This is a genomic window from Cohnella algarum (assembly GCF_016937515.1).
Taxonomy (GTDB): domain Bacteria; phylum Bacillota; class Bacilli; order Paenibacillales; family Paenibacillaceae; genus Cohnella; species Cohnella algarum.
Genome location: NZ_JAFHKM010000002.1, coordinates 4,646,855 through 4,664,289, shown reverse-complemented (window position 1 = coordinate 4,664,289; position 17,435 = coordinate 4,646,855). Strand labels below are relative to the sequence as shown.

Annotated in this window: 13 protein-coding genes and 1 pseudogene; 2 read left to right on the top strand and 12 right to left on the bottom strand. The window is 58.9% G+C overall.

The features are described from left to right. Positions 1 to 88: 88 nt before the first annotated feature. Positions 89 to 766: a succinylglutamate desuccinylase/aspartoacylase family protein gene (locus JW799_RS21020; protein WP_080839181.1), complete on the top strand. Its 678-nt coding sequence runs from the start codon at positions 89 to 91 to the stop codon at positions 764 to 766. Positions 767 to 795: 29 nt separating this feature from the next. Here the strand turns inward: JW799_RS21020 and JW799_RS21015 are convergent, their stop codons facing one another. Further along, positions 796 to 1,584, bottom strand: coding sequence for a DUF6492 family protein (locus JW799_RS21015; protein WP_080839179.1), 789 nt, complete (start codon positions 1,582 to 1,584; stop codon positions 796 to 798). Positions 1,585 to 1,829: 245 nt separating this feature from the next. On the opposite strand from JW799_RS21015, the gene JW799_RS21010 reads away from it, so the two are divergent. Beyond that, positions 1,830 to 2,615, top strand: coding sequence for a glucose 1-dehydrogenase (locus JW799_RS21010; protein WP_205431532.1), 786 nt, complete (start codon positions 1,830 to 1,832; stop codon positions 2,613 to 2,615). 83 nt (positions 2,616 to 2,698) lie between these two features. Here the strand turns inward: JW799_RS21010 and JW799_RS21005 are convergent, their stop codons facing one another. The 11 genes and pseudogenes from JW799_RS21005 to tsf all read right to left on the bottom strand — a co-directional run bounded on the left by JW799_RS21005 (position 2,699) and on the right by tsf (position 17,421). After that, positions 2,699 to 3,418, bottom strand: coding sequence for a YebC/PmpR family DNA-binding transcriptional regulator (locus tag JW799_RS21005; RefSeq protein WP_205431531.1), 720 nt, complete (start codon positions 3,416 to 3,418; stop codon positions 2,699 to 2,701). A 211-nt stretch (positions 3,419 to 3,629) separates the two neighbouring features. Further along, positions 3,630 to 4,976, bottom strand: coding sequence for an ISLre2-like element ISTco1 family transposase (locus JW799_RS21000; protein WP_080836672.1), 1,347 nt, complete (start codon positions 4,974 to 4,976; stop codon positions 3,630 to 3,632). Positions 4,977 to 5,118: 142 nt separating this feature from the next. After that, positions 5,119 to 9,428: pseudogene (locus JW799_RS20995) on the bottom strand (PolC-type DNA polymerase III). A gap of 246 nt (positions 9,429 to 9,674) precedes the next feature. Beyond that, positions 9,675 to 11,123, bottom strand: coding sequence for a proline--tRNA ligase (gene proS, locus JW799_RS20990; protein WP_080839851.1), 1,449 nt, complete (start codon positions 11,121 to 11,123; stop codon positions 9,675 to 9,677). 28 nt (positions 11,124 to 11,151) lie between these two features. Further along, positions 11,152 to 12,414: an RIP metalloprotease RseP gene (gene rseP / locus JW799_RS20985; RefSeq protein WP_080839853.1), complete on the bottom strand. Its 1,263-nt coding sequence runs from the start codon at positions 12,412 to 12,414 to the stop codon at positions 11,152 to 11,154. 104 nt (positions 12,415 to 12,518) lie between these two features. Then, the gene (locus tag JW799_RS20980) at positions 12,519 to 13,664 is read right to left on the bottom strand and encodes a 1-deoxy-D-xylulose-5-phosphate reductoisomerase (RefSeq protein ID WP_205431530.1); all 1,146 of its coding nucleotides are present in this window, start codon (positions 13,662 to 13,664) and stop codon (positions 12,519 to 12,521) included. A 58-nt stretch (positions 13,665 to 13,722) separates the two neighbouring features. After that, complete coding sequence (locus tag JW799_RS20975) at positions 13,723 to 14,514, bottom strand: phosphatidate cytidylyltransferase (protein WP_080839856.1); 792 nt, start codon at positions 14,512 to 14,514, stop codon at positions 13,723 to 13,725. 4 nt (positions 14,515 to 14,518) lie between these two features. Further along, a complete protein-coding gene (locus tag JW799_RS20970; protein ID WP_080839858.1) occupies positions 14,519 to 15,316 on the bottom strand; it encodes an isoprenyl transferase in 798 nt (265 codons plus the stop codon). Positions 15,317 to 15,370: 54 nt separating this feature from the next. After that, complete coding sequence (frr, locus tag JW799_RS20965; protein WP_080839860.1) at positions 15,371 to 15,925, bottom strand: ribosome recycling factor; 555 nt, start codon at positions 15,923 to 15,925, stop codon at positions 15,371 to 15,373. Positions 15,926 to 15,927: 2 nt separating this feature from the next. Then, entirely contained in the window at positions 15,928 to 16,656 is a 729-nt protein-coding gene (gene pyrH, locus JW799_RS20960; RefSeq protein WP_080839862.1) for a UMP kinase, read from the bottom strand. A gap of 114 nt (positions 16,657 to 16,770) precedes the next feature. Next, the gene (tsf, locus tag JW799_RS20955; RefSeq protein WP_080839863.1) at positions 16,771 to 17,421 is read right to left on the bottom strand and encodes a translation elongation factor Ts; all 651 of its coding nucleotides are present in this window, start codon (positions 17,419 to 17,421) and stop codon (positions 16,771 to 16,773) included. Positions 17,422 to 17,435 lie beyond the last annotated feature (14 nt).

The following is a 17,435-nucleotide window of genomic DNA, read 5'->3' as shown; positions in this document are numbered from 1 at the left end:
GCCGGCTCGAACCGATAATTTCCACGGCGGGTTCGGATCGTCACCCCCTCCGGGAAGCCGAAGTATATTAACTTTGAGGTGAGGATCGATGAGAGTTACCGAACGCCGGTTGGCCGAACATACGGCCTACGAAACGCCGTATTTCGTCATCGAGGCGGAACGCGGCGGCCCCGCGTTTCTCATTACGGCGGGGATTCACGGCAATGAAAGAGCAAGCGTACGCGCGGCGGAAAAGCTGACGCGAATGTTCGGCGACGGCACTCTCCATTTGCGAAGGGGAACGCTCCTGATTGTTCCCGTTGCGAACCGAAAAGCCTACCGCGAACGAGTTCGCGGCGTTCCGGACCTGAACCGCCGGTTTCCGCGCCGGCGCGGCGAGTCCGCAAGCCATCCGCTGGCCGCCGCCATCTTTCGTTTGGCCAAGCGCGCGAAGCCGCGCTGGGTTCTCGATCTTCACGAGGCGAACGGACTTTCCAGCCTCGATCCGCGGCGAATCGGGCAATGCCTGCTTACCGATCCCGATAATCGGGCCGTTCCCGCCGTAAAACGAATCGTCCGGAACGCGAACCGCGCGATTTCCCGCAAGAAAAACCGCTTCACCGTTCGATTGCGCGAAAAGCCCGGCTCTTCGCGCACCGCCGCCGCACGTCTGCTGCGCGCAAGAGCCGTTACGGTCGAGACCTCGTGGGACCTCCCGTTTTCCTCCCGCGTGAACTACCAGACGGACATGGTCCGGCAATTTTTATCCGAGGCGGGCATGTGCTGACCCACCGGACCGACAGCCGCTTGCGAGCTTCACTTCGGGAGGCGGGAATAGGATTTTCGTTTATGCAGCGAAACGGACCGGTAGGAGGAGGCAAGCCGTTTCCGCTTCGATTCCGTCAGGCCGGAGACGCCCGTATGAAGGCTGACGTTGAGCGCCTTGCGAAATTCGAAAGACCCGGGGTAACGGGAGGCGACGAAATTGCCGTACGTCTCGAATTCGGAGAATGCGAACGGGCGCTTCAGATCCATGCTTTTTAAAATCGCAGCGTACCACCGGTCTTTATGCCTGTGCTCGATCGTTTTTTTCAAATGCGCGACTTTTTCTTTATCGAACAGCATGTAGTGCGTGACGAACGACTTGCGCGAAACCGGATCGCCGCCCATCAGCTTGCGGTACGTGCGAAAATATTCCGGCTGGCTCCAGTTGCGGTAATAAAAGATCGTCCTCCCGTCCGGGGTCCGAAACGCATGGGGTCGAATGAGCACGGTATCCGCGTCGATGACGAGATAATACTTGCTCGCCCCCAGTCGGTCGCTGCCCAGCTTGAGCAGCTGCTGAAACAGCCATCCGGAGCGTTCCCAGCGAGCGGATCTGTACCGAATGTCCTTTTTGGCGATCGGAAGGACGGCGTTCTCATGGACGAAGGCGCAGTTTTTGCGGGCGCACAAAGCGCGCATTCGTTTCGTATCCGGCGCGATGATCATGAATTTGCCGATCGGATGCTTGACCATCCTCCTCACGCTGTCGATCACATGCGGAAGCGTCCCCAGATCCTTTTCGATCGCGGGTATGATTACGTCGATTGTCGAAAGCTTCATTCTCTCATCTCCGGTGGCTTTAGGATTTTGCAATATCCTATGTCGACTCCGGCCGCGCGTTCATGCCTTTGCTTCGGCAAGCGGAACATTTTCGCGGCAGCGGCTTCGGCACGAACATTCCATGCGGTCGGCCAAGACGGCCGCGCCCGGCTTCTGTTTTACGCGACCGCAAAAAGGGGAATAAAAACAATGGGACAACCGAAGCTGTTTCCGCTCGCGCGAGCGAAAAACGAGGAGGCTTGACGATGGCAGCGCGTTTTGAAAACAAAGTCGTTTTGATCACGGGAGGCGGCTCCGGCCTGGGGCGCGCATCCGCGATCGAAGTCGCGAAGGAAGGCGCCAAGCTGGCGCTGGTCGACGTCAACATGGAAGCGCTGAAAGCAAGCAAGGCGCTGATCGGGGAGCAGGCGGAACAGACGGACGTGCTCCTGCTGAAAGCGGACGTTTCGGACGAGGAAGCCGTCAAAGGATACGTGCGGGAGACGATGAGCCGCTTCGGCCGGATCGACGGCTTTTTCAACAATGCCGGGATCGAAGGAAAACAGGCGCCGACCGAGAACTACGACAGCGCGATATTTTCCAAAGTGATCGACATCAATCTGAAAGGCGTATTTTACGGGATGAAGCACGTCCTGCCCGTCATGAAGAAACAGGGCAAAGGCTTCATCGTCAACACCTCTTCGGTCGGCGGGATCCGGGCCGTCATGAATCAAGTCGCATACGGGGCGAGCAAGCATGCCGTCGCCGGCATGACCAAGGACGCCGCGATCGAGTACGCGGAGCACGGCATCAGCGTCAACGCGATCGCCCCCGGCGCGATTTTAACCGATATGGTCATAAATTCCTTCAAGCAAATCGATCCGGACGACTGGCAGGGCGCTTCCCGGGAATTCGTCAAGGACAATCCGGCCAAGCGCCTGGGCGACCCGCTGGAGGTCGCGCGGCTCGTCGCGTTCCTGCTGTCCGGCGAAGCCCCGTTCCTGAACGGCGCGATCATTCCGATCGACGGCGGCCAGTCCGCCAAATATTGACGAACGCCGCAAACGCAACGTCGCGCCGGCACGCCCGTGGAATTAGAAAACCGCCAGCGGAAACTGACGGTTTGAGCGGTGTATTAATCGCCAAATTCGACATTATGATACACTTGCTGAACGTCTTCCAAATCTTCGAGCGTGTCGATCAGCTTCTCGAATTGGGCCAACGATTCGGCCGGCAGCTCGACGTACGTTTGCGGCAGCATCGTCAGCTCCGCGACGGTAAATTCCGTAACTCCGGCGTTTTTGAACGCTTCCTGAACCGCATGGAATTGATCCGGATCGGCGTAGACGATCGCCGTGTCTTCTTCCTCGATGACGTCGCGCGCATCGACATCCGCTTCCAGCAAAATTTCAATCGCCTCGTCGGCCGACTTGCCGTTCACTCCGATGACGGCCGTATCGTCGAACATATAAGAGACCGATCCGTTAACGCCCATATTGCCTCCGTTTTTGTTGAAGGCGGAGCGAACGTCCGCGGCCGTCCGGTTCACGTTGTTCGTCAGCGCGTCGACGATGACCATGGAGCCGTTCGGACCGAAGCCTTCGTAACGAAGCTCGACGTAGTTTTCGTCGGAGGCTCCTTTGGCCTTTTCCAGCGCGCGGTCGATAATCGCCCGCGGGACGTTGTACGTTTTGGCCCTTTCGAGCACGACCTTCAGCGCGCGGTTCGCTTCCGGGTCGGGCTCGCCCTTGCGCGCCGCCACGTAAATTTCAATGCCGAATTTCGCGTAAACCCGGCTCGTATTCGCATCTTTCGACGCTTTTTTCTCTTTGATATTATTCCATTTGCGTCCCATTCTCGGATCCTGCCTTCTCTTAATTTTACTTTTCCCATTATACAACAAAGAAGCCGGGAGGGCGACAAGCTCCCGGCAATCGTCAGTGTCAAGCTAGCGTGGGCAGTCATTTAAGATGCCTGGAACGCGAACCCCGAAGGAACCTCTTCCTTGTAAGCGCTTTGCTTCGTTCTTTCATCAAACACAAGTGATTTGTCAGAATTTTTTGCCGTTATCCGCGAAGTGCTTTGAGTGCCATACCCGTTGTGCTGCTTTGCTTCGGTCCTTGCAGCATGCGAATCATTCCAGCGATACAACCCTTGACCGGTTGCGTCACGTTCTTGAGCAATTGCCGCATGTTTATCGACTGCTGCGGCGTTGCCTGCTTACTCGCTTGTCCTTCAACCGTTCTTACCACCGTGCCCGCTTCTTGAATCCTCATCATCGTCCTCAGCATCGCCCTGACGCCTCGCTCACTCCAACTGTACCCGCCACGCTTCGTCCGCTTGGCGAATATACGCATCTGCGATTCCGCGCTTCCCATCGGGCGCATACCGCTTGTGTCGATCCCCTTCGCCTGGAGTGTTTTTCGGTAGTCGTCCAAATGCTTCTCATGCCGCTTTAGAAATCTTTTATACGGCTTCCAATCCTTCCGGTTCTCTTCCGCTATCTCTTGCTCCGACACGCCTTCCAGGACCGCCATAAGCGCGGCTGCATCCTGTTTGGCCAAAGACCGTCTCACGGTCTCCCACACCTGCGGCAAATGACCAACAAAGCGTTTCAAATCACGCGCCACATGAAAGCGGTCCAGCATGTACAGACATTGGTGAAAGTAGGATGTACATTCCCCGATCCACGCCGCGCCGTCTCCGTTCACCACAAGCCACGTGTTCTCGTCGATTTCGTAACGCTCCACCAGAAAGTCCCCGAACCCTTCCCAGAAGTCGCCGCCGCTCGTATGCAGGTAATGCTGTTTGTTCTTCAGCTGTACCCGCTTGCCGTTCTTCTCCCAGCCTTCGTGTACGACTGCAATTGCGTTCTCCATCCCGCGCTTTTTGCTCCGCTGCAGCTTCGTGTACAGCCCATCCACTTCCACGAACAGCACGCGGGCAGCGCGCCGTTTCACCGCTGGCATCGGCTGTTGCGCACGCTCCATCAGTTTTTCCCTGATCGCTTGGTGGCTCAGCACATTGTAGCCCAAAAGCTGCTCCAGCCTCTTTGCGCTGTCCCGGTACGACGGTCCTTGGCTTGCGAATGCGATTGCTGTCTCTTCCAAATGCGGACTGACTTTCCCGCGCCCTTCGAATTGCAACAGCTGATCCAGCAGATACACGTGTTTGCCGCTTCTACGGTCACAGTACAATCTCCGCTTAAAGCGCACATTCCCGAACACTGTGTTGACGCTTGTTTCACGCTCGTCCTTTACTCGATAACGCTCTCGGTCCCGTTGCTCCAGGATCTGCTGATCCAGCGCCTCCAGTACCTGCTTCATCGCACGAGCGAATTCCTCCTGCATTTTCCGGAAAATCCATTGCTCAATCTCTTTCATCGTCGGCATTGTTGTGGTAAAGTGGCTCACAGGAGCTTCCTCCTTCTTGGTGTGTTGTGCGCAAACATCACTTTACCAAGGGAGAAGCTCTTTTTCTATATCCGCTTTTTCCAATTCCTACACCCACAGAGATTTTACACTATCTTACCGTCCGCCCGGGGACCGCTTATCTTCAGAACAGGCTGAGCTGGTTCGATTCCGGCAGTCCGCGGAAGCATCCCATGCCGGCGAGCACCTCGACGATCGTCTTGCTCGCTTTCGATCGCTGCTGGAAGTCCTCGACGGACAAATATTCTCCGTCCTCCCGCGACGCCGCGATATTTTTCGCCGCGTTTTCGCCGATGCCGGCGATCGCCGAGAACGGCGGGATGAGCGAGTCCCCGTCGATGATGAAGCGCGTCGCGTCCGAACGGTACAAATCGATCGGCTTGAAGCGGAAGCCGCGCGCCGTCATTTCCAGCCCCATCTCCAAAATCGAAATCATCGCCTTTTCCTTCGGCGTCGCCTGAAAGCCTTTCGCCTCGATCTCGATCAGCGTCTTCAGGATGGCATCGTATCCCTGGCAGAACAGGTCGACGTCGAAATCGGCGGCGCGCACGGAGTAATAGGTCGCGTAAAACTCGATCGGATAATACAATTTGAAAAATGCGGTGCGCACGGCCGAAATGACGTAAGCGGCGGCGTGCGCCTTCGGGAACATGTACTCGATGCGCAGGCACGAATCGATGTACCACTGAGGAACGCCGCACCGCTTCATTTCCTCGATCCATTCGGGCGTCAGTCCCTTGCCCTTCCGGACGCTTTCGGTAATTTTGAACGCGAGCGAAGCGTCCATGCCCGCCTTGTAAATCAGGAACAGCATAATGTCGTCGCGGCAGCCGATGACGGTCTTGATCGTGCAGGTGCCGTTTTTGATCAGTTCCTGCGCGTTGCCGAGCCAGACGCCCGTTCCGTGGGACAGTCCGGAAATTTGAAGCAAATCCGCGAACGACGAAGGCTTCGTCTCCTCGAGCATTTGCCGGACGAACCGGGTCCCCATCTCGGGAACCCCGTAGGTGGCGACCGGCGTGCGGATCTGTTGCGGCGTGACGCCGAGCGCCTCGACCGAGTTGAAGATGCTCATCACCTTCGGATCGTTCATCGGAATCGTCGTCGGATCGACGCCGGTCAAGTCCTGGAGCATCCGCATCATCGTCGGGTCGTCGTGTCCCAGAATATCGAGCTTCAGCAGGTTCGCGTCGAACGCGTGATAGTCGAAATGCGTCGTCTTCCATTCGGAGCTCGTGTCGTCCGCCGGGTATTGCACCGGCGTAATGTCCTCGACTTCGATGTAATCGGGCACGACAACGATGCCGCCCGGGTGCTGGCCGGTGCTGCGCTTGACGCCCGTGCAGCCGGAGGCGAGCCGGTTCAATTCCGCGCCGCGCCACGATTTGCCGTGGTCCTCCTGGTATTTTCGCGCGAAGCCGTAAGCCGTCTTCTCGGCCACGGTGCCGATCGTGCCCGCCCGGAACACGTTTTTCTCCCCGAACAGCACCTTCGTGTAGTTGTGCGCATGCGGCTGGTATTCTCCCGAAAAGTTCAAATCGATATCGGGCACCTTGTCGCCTTTGAAGCCGAGGAACGTTTCGAACGGAATGTCCTGGCCTTCGCCCCGCATCATCGTGCCGCAGTTCGGACATGGCTTGTCCGGCAGGTCGAAGCCGCTGGGCACGCTGCCGTCCGTAATCCATTCGCTGTGCTTGCACTCCGGATTGCGGCACAAATAGTGCGCCGGCAGCGGGTTGACCTCGGATATGCCGAGAAACGTCGCGACGACCGATGAGCCGACCGATCCCCGCGAGCCGACGAGATAGCCGTCCTGGTTCGACTTTTTGACGAGCCGCTCGGAAATGAGGTAGTTCGCCGAAAAGCCGTACTTGATAATCGGCACGAGCTCCTTCTCCAGCCGCTGGACGACGATGTCCGGCAGCGGCTCCCCGTACATCGACTTCGCCGTTTCGTAGCAGGAATTGCGGATTTCGTCGTCCGCCCCTTCGATGATCGGCGTGTACAGCTTGTCGGGGAACATGGCGATGTCCTCGAAACGGTCGGCCAGCTCGTTCGGATTGCGGACGACCACTTCGTACGCTTTGTCCTTTCCGAGGAAGGAGAACGCATCCAGCATTTCCTGCGTCGTCCGGAAGTGCGCGTCCGGCTTGCGCTGGTCCTTCAGCGGGCTGAAGCCGGTAATCCCGTGAATCGTAATGTCCCGGTAAAGCTTGTCGCGAGGCTCGAGGTAATGCACGTTGCCCGTGGCGATGACCGGCTTGCCGAGCTTGTAGCCGATCCGGCAAATGCGGCGCAGCGATTCCTCCAGCTCGGCGCGGCTGCCGACCAGCCCTTTGTCCAGCAGGTGCATGTAAAAATCGAGCGGCTGGATTTCGAGCACGTCATAGAACGCGGCGACGTCCTCGGCTTCCTCCTCCGATTTGTTCAGCACCGTTTCGTACAGTTCGCCCTTCTCGCATCCGGAAACGACGAGCAGGCCTTCCCGCATTTCGATCAGCTTGCTCCGCGGAATGCAGGCGACGCGGTGGAAGTAATCGGTATGCGACAGCGAGACGAGCTTGAACAGATTTTTTTTGCCTTGGGCGTTGAGCGCGTAAATGCCGCAGTGAAACGGCCGCGTCGTTTTCCAGCTGTCGACGTTTACGGAATTGAGCTTGGCGAGCTCCGTCACGCCCCTCGCGACCGAGTCCTTGATCAGGCCGTTCAATATGCCGGCGAGCGCGATCGTATCGTCGATCGCCCGGTGGTGGTTCTCGAGGCTTACCTTGTACAAGGCCGCGAGCGTGTTCAGCCGGTGGTTTTTCATCGTCGGGTGGAGGAATCTCGCCAGCTCGAGCGTATCGAGCACCGGATTCGTCAGCTGCGGCAAACCGATTCGCTTGCAGTTTTCCTGGATGAACCCGATATCGAACCGCGCGTTGTGCGCGACAAGCACGGCGTCGCCGACGAATTCGACGAATTCCTTCAGCTTCGGCTCGAGCTCGGGCGCATCCCGCACCATCTCGTCCGTAATGTTCGTCAACTGCTGGATGTTGTAAGGGATGGGCTCGTGCGGGTTGACGAACGTCGAAAACCGGTCCAGCTCCTTGCCCCCGCTCATCTTGACGCCGGCGATTTCGATGATTTTGTTCGCGGTGACGGACAGGCCGGTCGTCTCGATGTCGAACACGACGTAGGTCGCGTCCTCCAGCCGTTCCGCGCGCGGCATCAGCACCATCGGCACCGCGTCATTGACGACGTTCGCCTCGATGCCGTACATGACCTTGATGCCGTTTTTTTTGCCGGCTTTGGCGGCGTCCGGGAAGCACTGCACGTTGCTGTGGTCCGTCACCGCAATCGCCTTGTGTCCCCATTTGGCGGCCGTCTTGATGTAAACGTCGACGGGCGTGACCGCATCCATCGTGCTCATCGTCGTATGCAGATGGAACTCGACGCGCTTTTCCTCCGCTTCGTCCTTGCGGGCGGGCGGGGCGGCACTTCCTTCACGTCGCTCGGCATCATGACGAGCTCCGGCGGGTTCAGAAACCGGTCGTATTCGACCCGGCCGCGCAGCTTCAGCCATTTGCCGTTGGCGATCAGCGCGAGAACCTTGTTGTCTTCCTTCGTCTTGCCGAACATCTTGACGGCGATCGAGTCCGTGTAATCGGTGACGAAAAATTGATAGAGCGTGCTGCCGTTGCGCAGCTCCTTCGTCTCGTGGCCGAAGACGAGGCCCTGTATCGCGATTTTTTTCTCTTCTTCGACGATATTTTGAATCGGGACCGGGTCGTCCTTGATCTCATAGCCGTACTGAAGCGACTGCGGCGGCTCGTCGCCCGCGGCGGCCGGCTCGGGGGCCGAGCTTTCCATCAGCTTTTGAATCGCTTGCCGCTCCTCTTCCTGCAGCTTCGCGGCGAACTCCTCGTAAAATTCCTGCCGCGACTCTCCCGCCACGAGCTTGACCCGGCACTTGCGGCCGAACCGCTCCTCGAAAAAGCGGACGGCATGGGCTTCGACGTTTTTCTTTCGGGCCATCTCCAGCCCCAGCTCGTCCATGAGCGTAACCGTCAGCAGGTCCCCTTCCGCATGGTGCCGGGCTTTGGCCAGCCAGCCGTTGACCGAGGCGAACTCCGACTGCATCCACTCGACGAACAGCGGCCAGCAATCGCTGAGCAGTTCGTCCGTCCGCACCGATTCCTCGTAGCGCGTGACCATGGCGATGTTCGCAAGATGCCCCAGCTTGGCGGCGACGCGAGAACTGAACCCTCCGTAAACGGCGGCGGGCACGAGCGTCTTCTTCACGAAGTGAAACGTCCACGTTTTCTTCGCCTTGCTCACTTCCACCTTCTCTATGTAACCGTCCTGGAAATAGGAATTGATCCAATCGACCGGTATTTCGGCCTGTTCCAGCAATAGCTCGAACCTCTTTCTCCGGTCCGTACTCGGCTGCATCCGAAATCCCTCCTTTTTTTCCCATGAAAAAACAAAAGCCTCCGCTTCTATGGAGGCAAGGCGCATGCCTCGCGCCAAACGCGCCGTCATGATCCGAAGGCCTTGCGATTGCCGGGCGTCCGTCCGCCGGACCGACTCTCGCAATCTATTTTACCCCATCGGCATTACGCCATCAATGCTAAAAAGCCGGCCCCCGCGTGCGTGTGCACCGGAAAGCCGGCCGTACTCTAGGCTTTGCCGCAACGATTAATAGGCTTTGGCGAAGACGACCGTATGCTTCGCATCCGAACCGCAAACGAGACATTTGGTCTTCTTCTCGGCCGGCTCGAACGGGATGTTCCGGCTCGTGGCCCCCGTTTCGTCCTTCACCTGCTTCTCGCAGGCCTCCGAACCGCACCAGCCCGCCAGCGCGAAGCCGCGCTTCTCCTCGAGCGAGCCTTTCAGCTCGTCCAGCGTCTCGACCGAGAACGAATGCTCCTCGCGGAAAGCGGCGGCGCGGTTGAACATTTCGCCGTGCACCTGATCGAGCAGCGCCTGGACTTCGGCGACGAGGTTGTCCAGCGGCACCTGCTTTTTCTCGCCGGTGACGCGGGAGACGAGCACGCAGACGCCGTTCTCGAGGTCCCGCGGTCCAAGCTCCAGCCGCAGCGGAATGCCCCGCATTTCGTATTCGTTGAACTTCCAGCCGGGCGATACGTCCGAGCGGTCGTCGACGCGGACGCGGACGCCGGCGGCTTTGAGCTGCGCGTAAAGCTCGTCGGTTTTGGCGATGACCGCTTCCCGCGTTTTCGGCGGGCCGATCGGAATCATGATCACCTGCGTCGGCGCCACCTTCGGCGGCATGACGAGCCCGCGGTCGTCGCCGTGCACCATGATGAGCGCGCCGATGAGCCGGGTGCTGACGCCCCAGGACGTCGTATGGCAAAACTCCTGCGTATTTTCGCGGCTTAAATACTTGATGTCGAACGCGACGGCGAAATTCGTGCCCAAATAGTGCGACGTTCCCGCCTGCACCGCCTTGCCGTCCTTCATCATCGCCTCGATCGAATACGTGTCGACCGCTCCGGCGAATTTTTCCGAAGGCGTCTTCTGCCCCTTGATGACCGGAATGGCCAGCACGTTTTCGACGAAGTCGGTATAGACGTCCAGCATCGTCATCGTTTCCTTGCGGGCGTCCGCCTCGTCCTCGTGCGCCGTATGCCCTTCCTGCCACAAAAACTCGCTCGTGCGCAAAAACGGCAGCGTCCGCTTCTCCCAGCGCACGACGTTGGCCCACTGGTTGACGAGCAGCGGCAGATCGCGGTACGAATTGATCCACTTCGCGTACATATGACCGATCATCGTTTCCGACGTCGGCCGAATGGCGAGTCGCTCCTCCAGCTTTTCTCCCCCCGCCTCGGTTACCCACGGCAGCTCCGGATTAAAGCCTTCGACGTGCTCTTTTTCCTTCTGGAAAAAGCTTTCCGGGATGAACAGCGGAAAATACGCGTTGCGATGGCCGGTGTCCTTAAAGCGGCGATCCAGCTCTCGCTGCATGTTTTCCCACAGTTCGTAGCCGTCCGGACGGAAAACGATGCAGCCGCGCACCGGCGAGTAATCCATCAGTTCGGCTTTCTTGATAACGTCGATATACCAACGGCTGAAATCTTCGCCTTGCGGCGTTATTTCGGTAACAAACGCTTTGTCCTTCGACATGGCGGTTTCTCTGCCCCCGGAAGCTAGCTTAATTTTTGACCAAACGCAAAATGTCGTTGTACGTGACGACGATCATGAGCAGCATGATCATCGCGAAGCCGATAAAATGAATGAGCCCTTCCCGATTCGGGTCGACGGGCCGTCCGCGGACCGCTTCAAGTCCGATGAAGAGCAGGCGGCTGCCGTCGAGCGCCGGAATGGGCAGCAGGTTGAAAATCCCCAAATACAAACTCAATACTGCCGCCCAGGAGGTAAGCTCCGGAATGCCCTGCTTGGCGATCTGGCCCGTCATCTCGGCCGTCCGGACCGGGCCTCCCAGGTCGTCCAATTTGAATTCCCCGAAGATGAGCTTTCGAAAGCCTTCGAAAATCCGGCCCGTCATATCGACCATCGTCGTCCCCGCGAACGAAATCGTTTCGCCGAAGCCCGCGCGGCGCATTTCCGGACTCAAATAAATGCCGACCTTCCCGGTTTCTTCGTCCGGGGTAACGGCAACGGTCACTTCCGCTCCGTCCCGCTCGACCACCCAGTTCATCGGCTTGCCGGCCGACGCCTGGATTTGCTCGACGAGCGCGGTGCTGTCGCCTTCGACCGGGACGTCGTTCACCTTTTTGATCCAGTCGCCTTCCCGAAGTCCCGCCTGCTCCGCCGCCATCCCGGATTCGAGTCCGCTGACGAACACTTTGGACGAATTTTCTACGGGAACGCCGGCAAGCTGCAGGTAAACGGCGAAAAGCACGAACGCGAGCACGAAATTCATCATCGGGCCGGCGAAAATCGCCATGGCCCGCTTGCCCGGGGAGACGCCGTTGAACTGCCGGTCGGCCGGCGCGATCTGCGTCTCCTGCCCTCTCGAGACGATCATCGCCTGCGGATGCAGGGCGTAGCGCTGTTCCTCGCCGTCGACGTCGAGCGCGACGTAAAGCTCCTTTTCCAAATCGAGCGACTTCACTTCGCCGAGAACGATATTGGACCTTTCGTCCAGCTTATCCAAATACAGCTTCGCAACCTTGTCTTCCTTGACGCGAACGCCGATCGTCTGCCCCGGCTGCACCTCGACGACTTCCGGATCTTCGCCGGCCATCCGCACGAAGCCGCCGACGGGCAGCAAGCGCAACGTGAACCGGGTTTCGCCCCGTTTGATCGAAAACAGCTTCGGTCCGAAGCCGATCGCAAACTCGCGAACGAGAATGCCCGCCCGTTTGGCAAAATAGAAATGACCGAATTCATGAATCGAAACAAGCAGGAAAAAAACGAGCACGGTCAATAATACGATTTGAATCATTTCCATATCGTTGTTCAACCCCCGATGCCTGTGACGGCTGTCCTTAGATTATCATTATTCTCCAGGCCGTTACAAGAGAATACGGGATCGGTAGGCTATCAGTCGCAATTTTATCGGAGAACGGCCGCTTCGGCGCGCGTCCGCTCGTCGACGGACAAAATCGTCTCCAGGTCCGGATCTCCGATCGTCCGGTGCTCCCGAAGCATCCGTTCGATGATCGTATCGATGGCCAGAAAAGGAATTTCCCCTTTCAGAAAACGCGCCACGGCCGCCTCGTTGGCCGCGTTGAACACGGCGGGCGCCGTGCCGCCCGCCCGCCCCGCCTCGTAAGCGAGTCTCAGGCAGGGGTAACGCTCGAAATCCATTTCGCGAAAATGCAGCGTGCCGGCTTTCGCCAGATCGAGCGGGGAAGCCGGCGATGGCTTGCGGGCCGGATACGTAAGCGCGTATTGGATCGGCACCCGCATATCCGGGTTGCCGAGCTGGGCGATGACGCTCGTATCGGTAAATTCGACCATCGAATGCACGATGCTTTCCGGATGTAGCAGCACGTCGATCCTGTCGTACGGAAGGTCGAACAGCCAGTGGGCCTCGATGACTTCCAGGCCTTTGTTGACCATCGTCGCGGAATCGATCGTGATTTTGGCGCCCATCGACCAGTTCGGATGCTTCAGGGCGTCGGCGACCGTCACGTCCGCAAGCTCGTCCCGCGTCCGGTCGCGAAAGCTTCCGCCGGAAGCCGTGATGACCAGGCGCTTGACGGCGCGGCCGTCTTCCCCGTTCAGGCACTGAAAAATGGCCGAATGCTCGCTGTCGATCGGATAAATCGTCACGCCCTTGTCGCGCGCGCGTTTTGTGACGATATGTCCGGCCGCGACGAGCGATTCCTTGTTGGCCAGGCCGATCGACAGCCCGGCGTCGATGGCGGCCAATGTCGATTTCAGGCCGAGGCTGCCGACCAGCGCGCACACCGCATAGTCGGCGCCGGACCCGGCCGCCGCTTCGATGAGCCCCTCTTCGCCGTAAACGGCTTTCGTGCCCGGCGGCAAACCGGGGCGAATTTCTTCGGCGAGCTCCCGGGTCGCGACCGACACCAGCTTCGGGCGAAACCGGCGGGCTTGCTCCAGCAGCAGCCGAATGTTCCGTCCGGCCGCGAGCCCCGTAATTTCGTAGCTGTCGGGATCGCCGGCGACGACATCCAGCGTTTGCGTGCCGATCGAGCCCGTGCTGCCGAGGACAGCCAATTTCTTCGCCATGCGATTTCCTCCGTCTTTCTTGTATGTATCCGAAACATGAACAGGCCGCGTCGGCAGCTTAAACCGGCAGCAGCGATAAAACGTGCAGCAGCGGGAAGACGACGATCCAGCTGTCGGTCCGGTCGAGCGCCCCGCCGTGGCCGGGGAGCAGCGCGCCGGAATCCTTGACGCCTCTCAGCCGTTTGTAGGCGGACTGGATCAAATCGCCCAGCGTTCCGCCCGCGGCGGCGCAGACGGCGATCGCGAGCGCCCTTCCGATCGAGAGCAGCTCCGGCCGGACCAAGGCGAAGGCGACTCCGCAGGCCGCCGCGACCGCAAGGCCGCCGATCGCGCCTTCCACCGTCTTGTTCGGGCTGATGGCCGGCCACAGCTTGCGCTTGCCGATCGCCTTGCCGACGAAGTACGCCCCGGCATCGGAGCCCCAAATGCAAAAAAACGCGAGCAGCGACCAGAACAGGCCGTGCTCGAGCTCCCGGGTCGCCGACATATAGCGGAATCCGAGACCGATGTAAAAAACGCCGAGCAGCAGCAGAGCCGCGTGCCCGAGGTCTATTTGGTTTTTGCTGAGCACCGTCGCGGCGAGGAATGCCAGCATCGCGAGCCATGCGACCGTCGCGACGGAAGGCGGCTGCCAGCCGAACGGGAGCGTCGGCAGCGCCAGCAGCAGCACGGCGGCATAGCCGATCGCGACATCGAGCCGCGCGGGCGGCATTCCGTTGAGCCGGACGAACTCGAAAAACCCGATAAGGGCCAGCAGCGCCAGCAGGGCGGAATAATACCCGCTTCCGACATACAGCAGCGCGAGAAAGCCCGCGCCCGCGACAACCCCCGTCACAATGCGTTGACCCATCCGGTCAGAGCCCCCCGTAACGACGCGCCCGCCGTTGGTATTCGCAAATCGCGTCATAAAAATGCCGATCCGAAAAATCGGGCCAATAGGCGTCCACGAAACAAAATTCGCTGTATGCCAGCTGCCAGAGCATGAAATTCGACAGCCGGATTTCGCCGCTCGTCCGAATGAGCAGATCGGGATCCGGCAAGTCGCTCGACAGCAGGCACGAACGGAACGTTTCCTCGTCGATGGCGTCCGGGTCCAATTGACCGGACGCGGCCTTGCGGGCCAACTGCCGCGCGGCCTGCACGAGCTCCGTTCGCCCGCCGTAATTCAACGCAAAATTAAGTACGAGTCCCGTATTGTTTTTCGTCTTTCGGACCGCTTCGTCGACCGCGCTCAGCGTATGATCGGGAAGCAAGTCCTGCAGCCCCATCATGCGCACCTGAACGTTGTTTTCGATCAATTCGTCCAGCTCGAGCGACAAAAACTCCTGGGGCAGCTTCATCAAAAATTCCACTTCCGACTTGGGCCGCTTCCAGTTTTCCGTCGAAAAGGCGTACATCGTCAAATAGCGGACCCCGATGCGGTCGGCCGCCTTCGTAATGCGCTTGACCGCCTTCATTCCGCTGTGGTGGCCGGCAATCCGTGGCAAGCCCCGTTCCTTCGCCCAACGCCCGTTGCCGTCCATGATGATGGCGACATGCTGAGGCACGTTATCCGTTTCCGGCAACCCGTCTTCCCGGACGGACCGCTTATCCGCTTCCGTGCCGTCGTCTTGCTGCTTGCGGAACAAACCGCCGCGGAAAGGATTGATCATGGTCTTTCCCCCTGATGAACAATAAACCCCACCGGTCGATGGGGTCGATAACGATTAAACTTCCATTATTTCCTTTTCTTTGGCGGCGAGAATTTTGTCCACTTCCGCCGTGAAGCGGTCTGTCAGCTTCTGAACGTCTTCCTGATGGCGGCGGGATTCGTCCTCGGAAATTTCGCCTTTTTCTTTTTTCTTGATTTCGTCGTTGGCGTCGCGGCGAATGTTGCGAATGGCGACCTTCGCCTCTTCGCCGAATTTTTTGGTCGATTTGACGAGGTCGGCCCGGCGCTCCTCCGTCAGCGGCGGAATGACGATGCGGATGATCGAACCGTCATTGGCCGGCGTAAGGCCGAGATCGGACTTCAGGATCGCCTTTTCGATCGCGGCGAGGGCGGACTTGTCCCACGGCTGGATGATCAGCGTGCGGGAATCCGGCGTGTTGATCGTACCGAGCTGGTTGACGGGCGTCATCGCTCCGTAGTACTCGGCCTGCACGCGTTCCAGAATGGCGGCCGACGCGCGGCCGGCCCTGAGCGTCGCCAAATCCCGCTTCAACGCTCCGATCGCTTTTTCCATCCGCTCTTCCGCGTTTTTCTTGATCGCTTGAGGCACTTTTAGTTCACGCTCCCCTTCACAATCGTGCCGATTTTCTCGCCGAGGACGGCACGTTTAATGTTTCCTTTTTCGGTAATGGCAAACACAAGCAGCGGAATGTTGTTGTCCATGCATAGGGATGATGCCGTAGAATCCATGACGCCGAGATTTTTGTTCAACACGTCCATATACGTCAATTGCTCGTATTTTTGCGCGTTCGCGTCCTTGAACGGGTCGGCGCTGTAGACGCCGTCGACCTTGTTTTTCGCCATCAGAATGACTTCGGCTTCGATTTCGGCGGCGCGCAGCGCGGCCGTCGTGTCCGTCGAGAAAAACGGATTGCCGGTTCCGGCGGCGAAAATGACGACGCGGCCCTTTTCCAGATGGCGGATCGCCCTGCGGCGAATGTAAGGCTCGGCGATTTGCTGCATGGCGATGGAGGTCTGCACCCGCGTCGGCACGTCGATTTGCTCCAACGCGTCCTGAAGGGCAAGCGAGTTCATGACGGTGGCCAGCATGCCCATATAATCCGCGGTGGCCCGGTCGATGCCTTTTTGGCTGCCGGAAATGCCCCGCCAGATGTTGCCGCCGCCGCAGACGATGGCGACTTCCACGCCGAGCTCGACGACTTCCTTGACTTGTTCGGCAATCGACAAAATGGTCGCGGCGTCGATTCCGTAGCCGTTCTGGCCGGCAAGCGACTCTCCGCTGACTTTCAATACGACGCGTTTGTAAACGGGACGATTCAACGTTTGTACCTCCACTGGTTCTATTTCTTTCGATTGCCCTGGCGCCGGAACGGCTTTAAGCCCCTCGAAAAAAGGGAACACGGCGTGTTCCCCTTGGTTGGACGAAATGCTGCTTTATGCTTTCACTTGGGCCATAACTTCATCGACGAAGTTGTCTTGTTTCTTTTCCATGCCTTCGCCCAGCTCGAAACGGACGAAACGGCGGATCGAAATTTGCTCGCCGATCGTCGCGATTTTTTCGTTGAGCAGCGTTTGAACCGTTTTGTCCGGATCTTTGACGAACGATTGCTCAAGCAGCACGTTTTCTTCGTAGTACTTGTTCAGGCGGCCTTCGACCATCTTGTCGACGATCTTCTCCGGCTTGCCTTCGTTGAGCGCCTGGTTGCGGAGAATTTCGCGCTCCTTGTCCAGATCGCCTTGCGGCACTTCTTCGCGGCGGACGTATTTCGGGTTCGCCGCGGCGATGTGCATCGCCAGGTCGCGGACGAATTCCTTGAACTGGTCGGTCATCGCCACGAAGTCGGTCTCGCAGTTGACCTCGACGAGCACGCCGATGCGGCCGGCGCCGTGAATGTACGACTCCACGCGGCCTTCCGTCGCGACGCGGTCGCCTTTTTTGGCGGCTGCCGCAAGACCCTTTTCGCGCAGAAGCTCCGCCGCCTTGGTCAGGTCACCGCCCGCTTCTTCCAACGCTTTTTTGCAATCCAACATGCCGGCTCCGGTTCTTTCGCGGAGCGTTTTTACGTCTGCTGCATTCACTGCCACGCCCAACAACCTCC

Excerpts from the sequence above, each read along its gene's own strand:
- JW799_RS20970 (WP_080839858.1), bottom strand. The coding sequence starts at position 15,316 with ATGATCAATCCTTTCCGCGGCGGTTTGTTCCGCAAGCAGCAAGACGAC.
- JW799_RS21015 (WP_080839179.1), bottom strand. The coding sequence starts at position 1,584 with ATGAAGCTTTCGACAATCGACGTAATCATACCCGCGATCGAAAAGGAT.
- JW799_RS21005 (WP_205431531.1), bottom strand. The coding sequence starts at position 3,418 with ATGGGACGCAAATGGAATAATATCAAAGAGAAAAAAGCGTCGAAAGAT.
- JW799_RS20980 (WP_205431530.1), bottom strand. The coding sequence starts at position 13,664 with ATGGCGAAGAAATTGGCTGTCCTCGGCAGCACGGGCTCGATCGGCACG.
- JW799_RS21010 (WP_205431532.1), top strand. The coding sequence starts at position 1,830 with ATGGCAGCGCGTTTTGAAAACAAAGTCGTTTTGATCACGGGAGGCGGC.
- JW799_RS21020 (WP_080839181.1), top strand. The coding sequence starts at position 89 with ATGAGAGTTACCGAACGCCGGTTGGCCGAACATACGGCCTACGAAACG.
- proS (WP_080839851.1), bottom strand. The coding sequence starts at position 11,123 with ATGTCGAAGGACAAAGCGTTTGTTACCGAAATAACGCCGCAAGGCGAA.
- rseP (WP_080839853.1), bottom strand. The coding sequence starts at position 12,414 with ATGGAAATGATTCAAATCGTATTATTGACCGTGCTCGTTTTTTTCCTG.
- JW799_RS20975 (WP_080839856.1), bottom strand. The coding sequence starts at position 14,514 with ATGGGTCAACGCATTGTGACGGGGGTTGTCGCGGGCGCGGGCTTTCTC.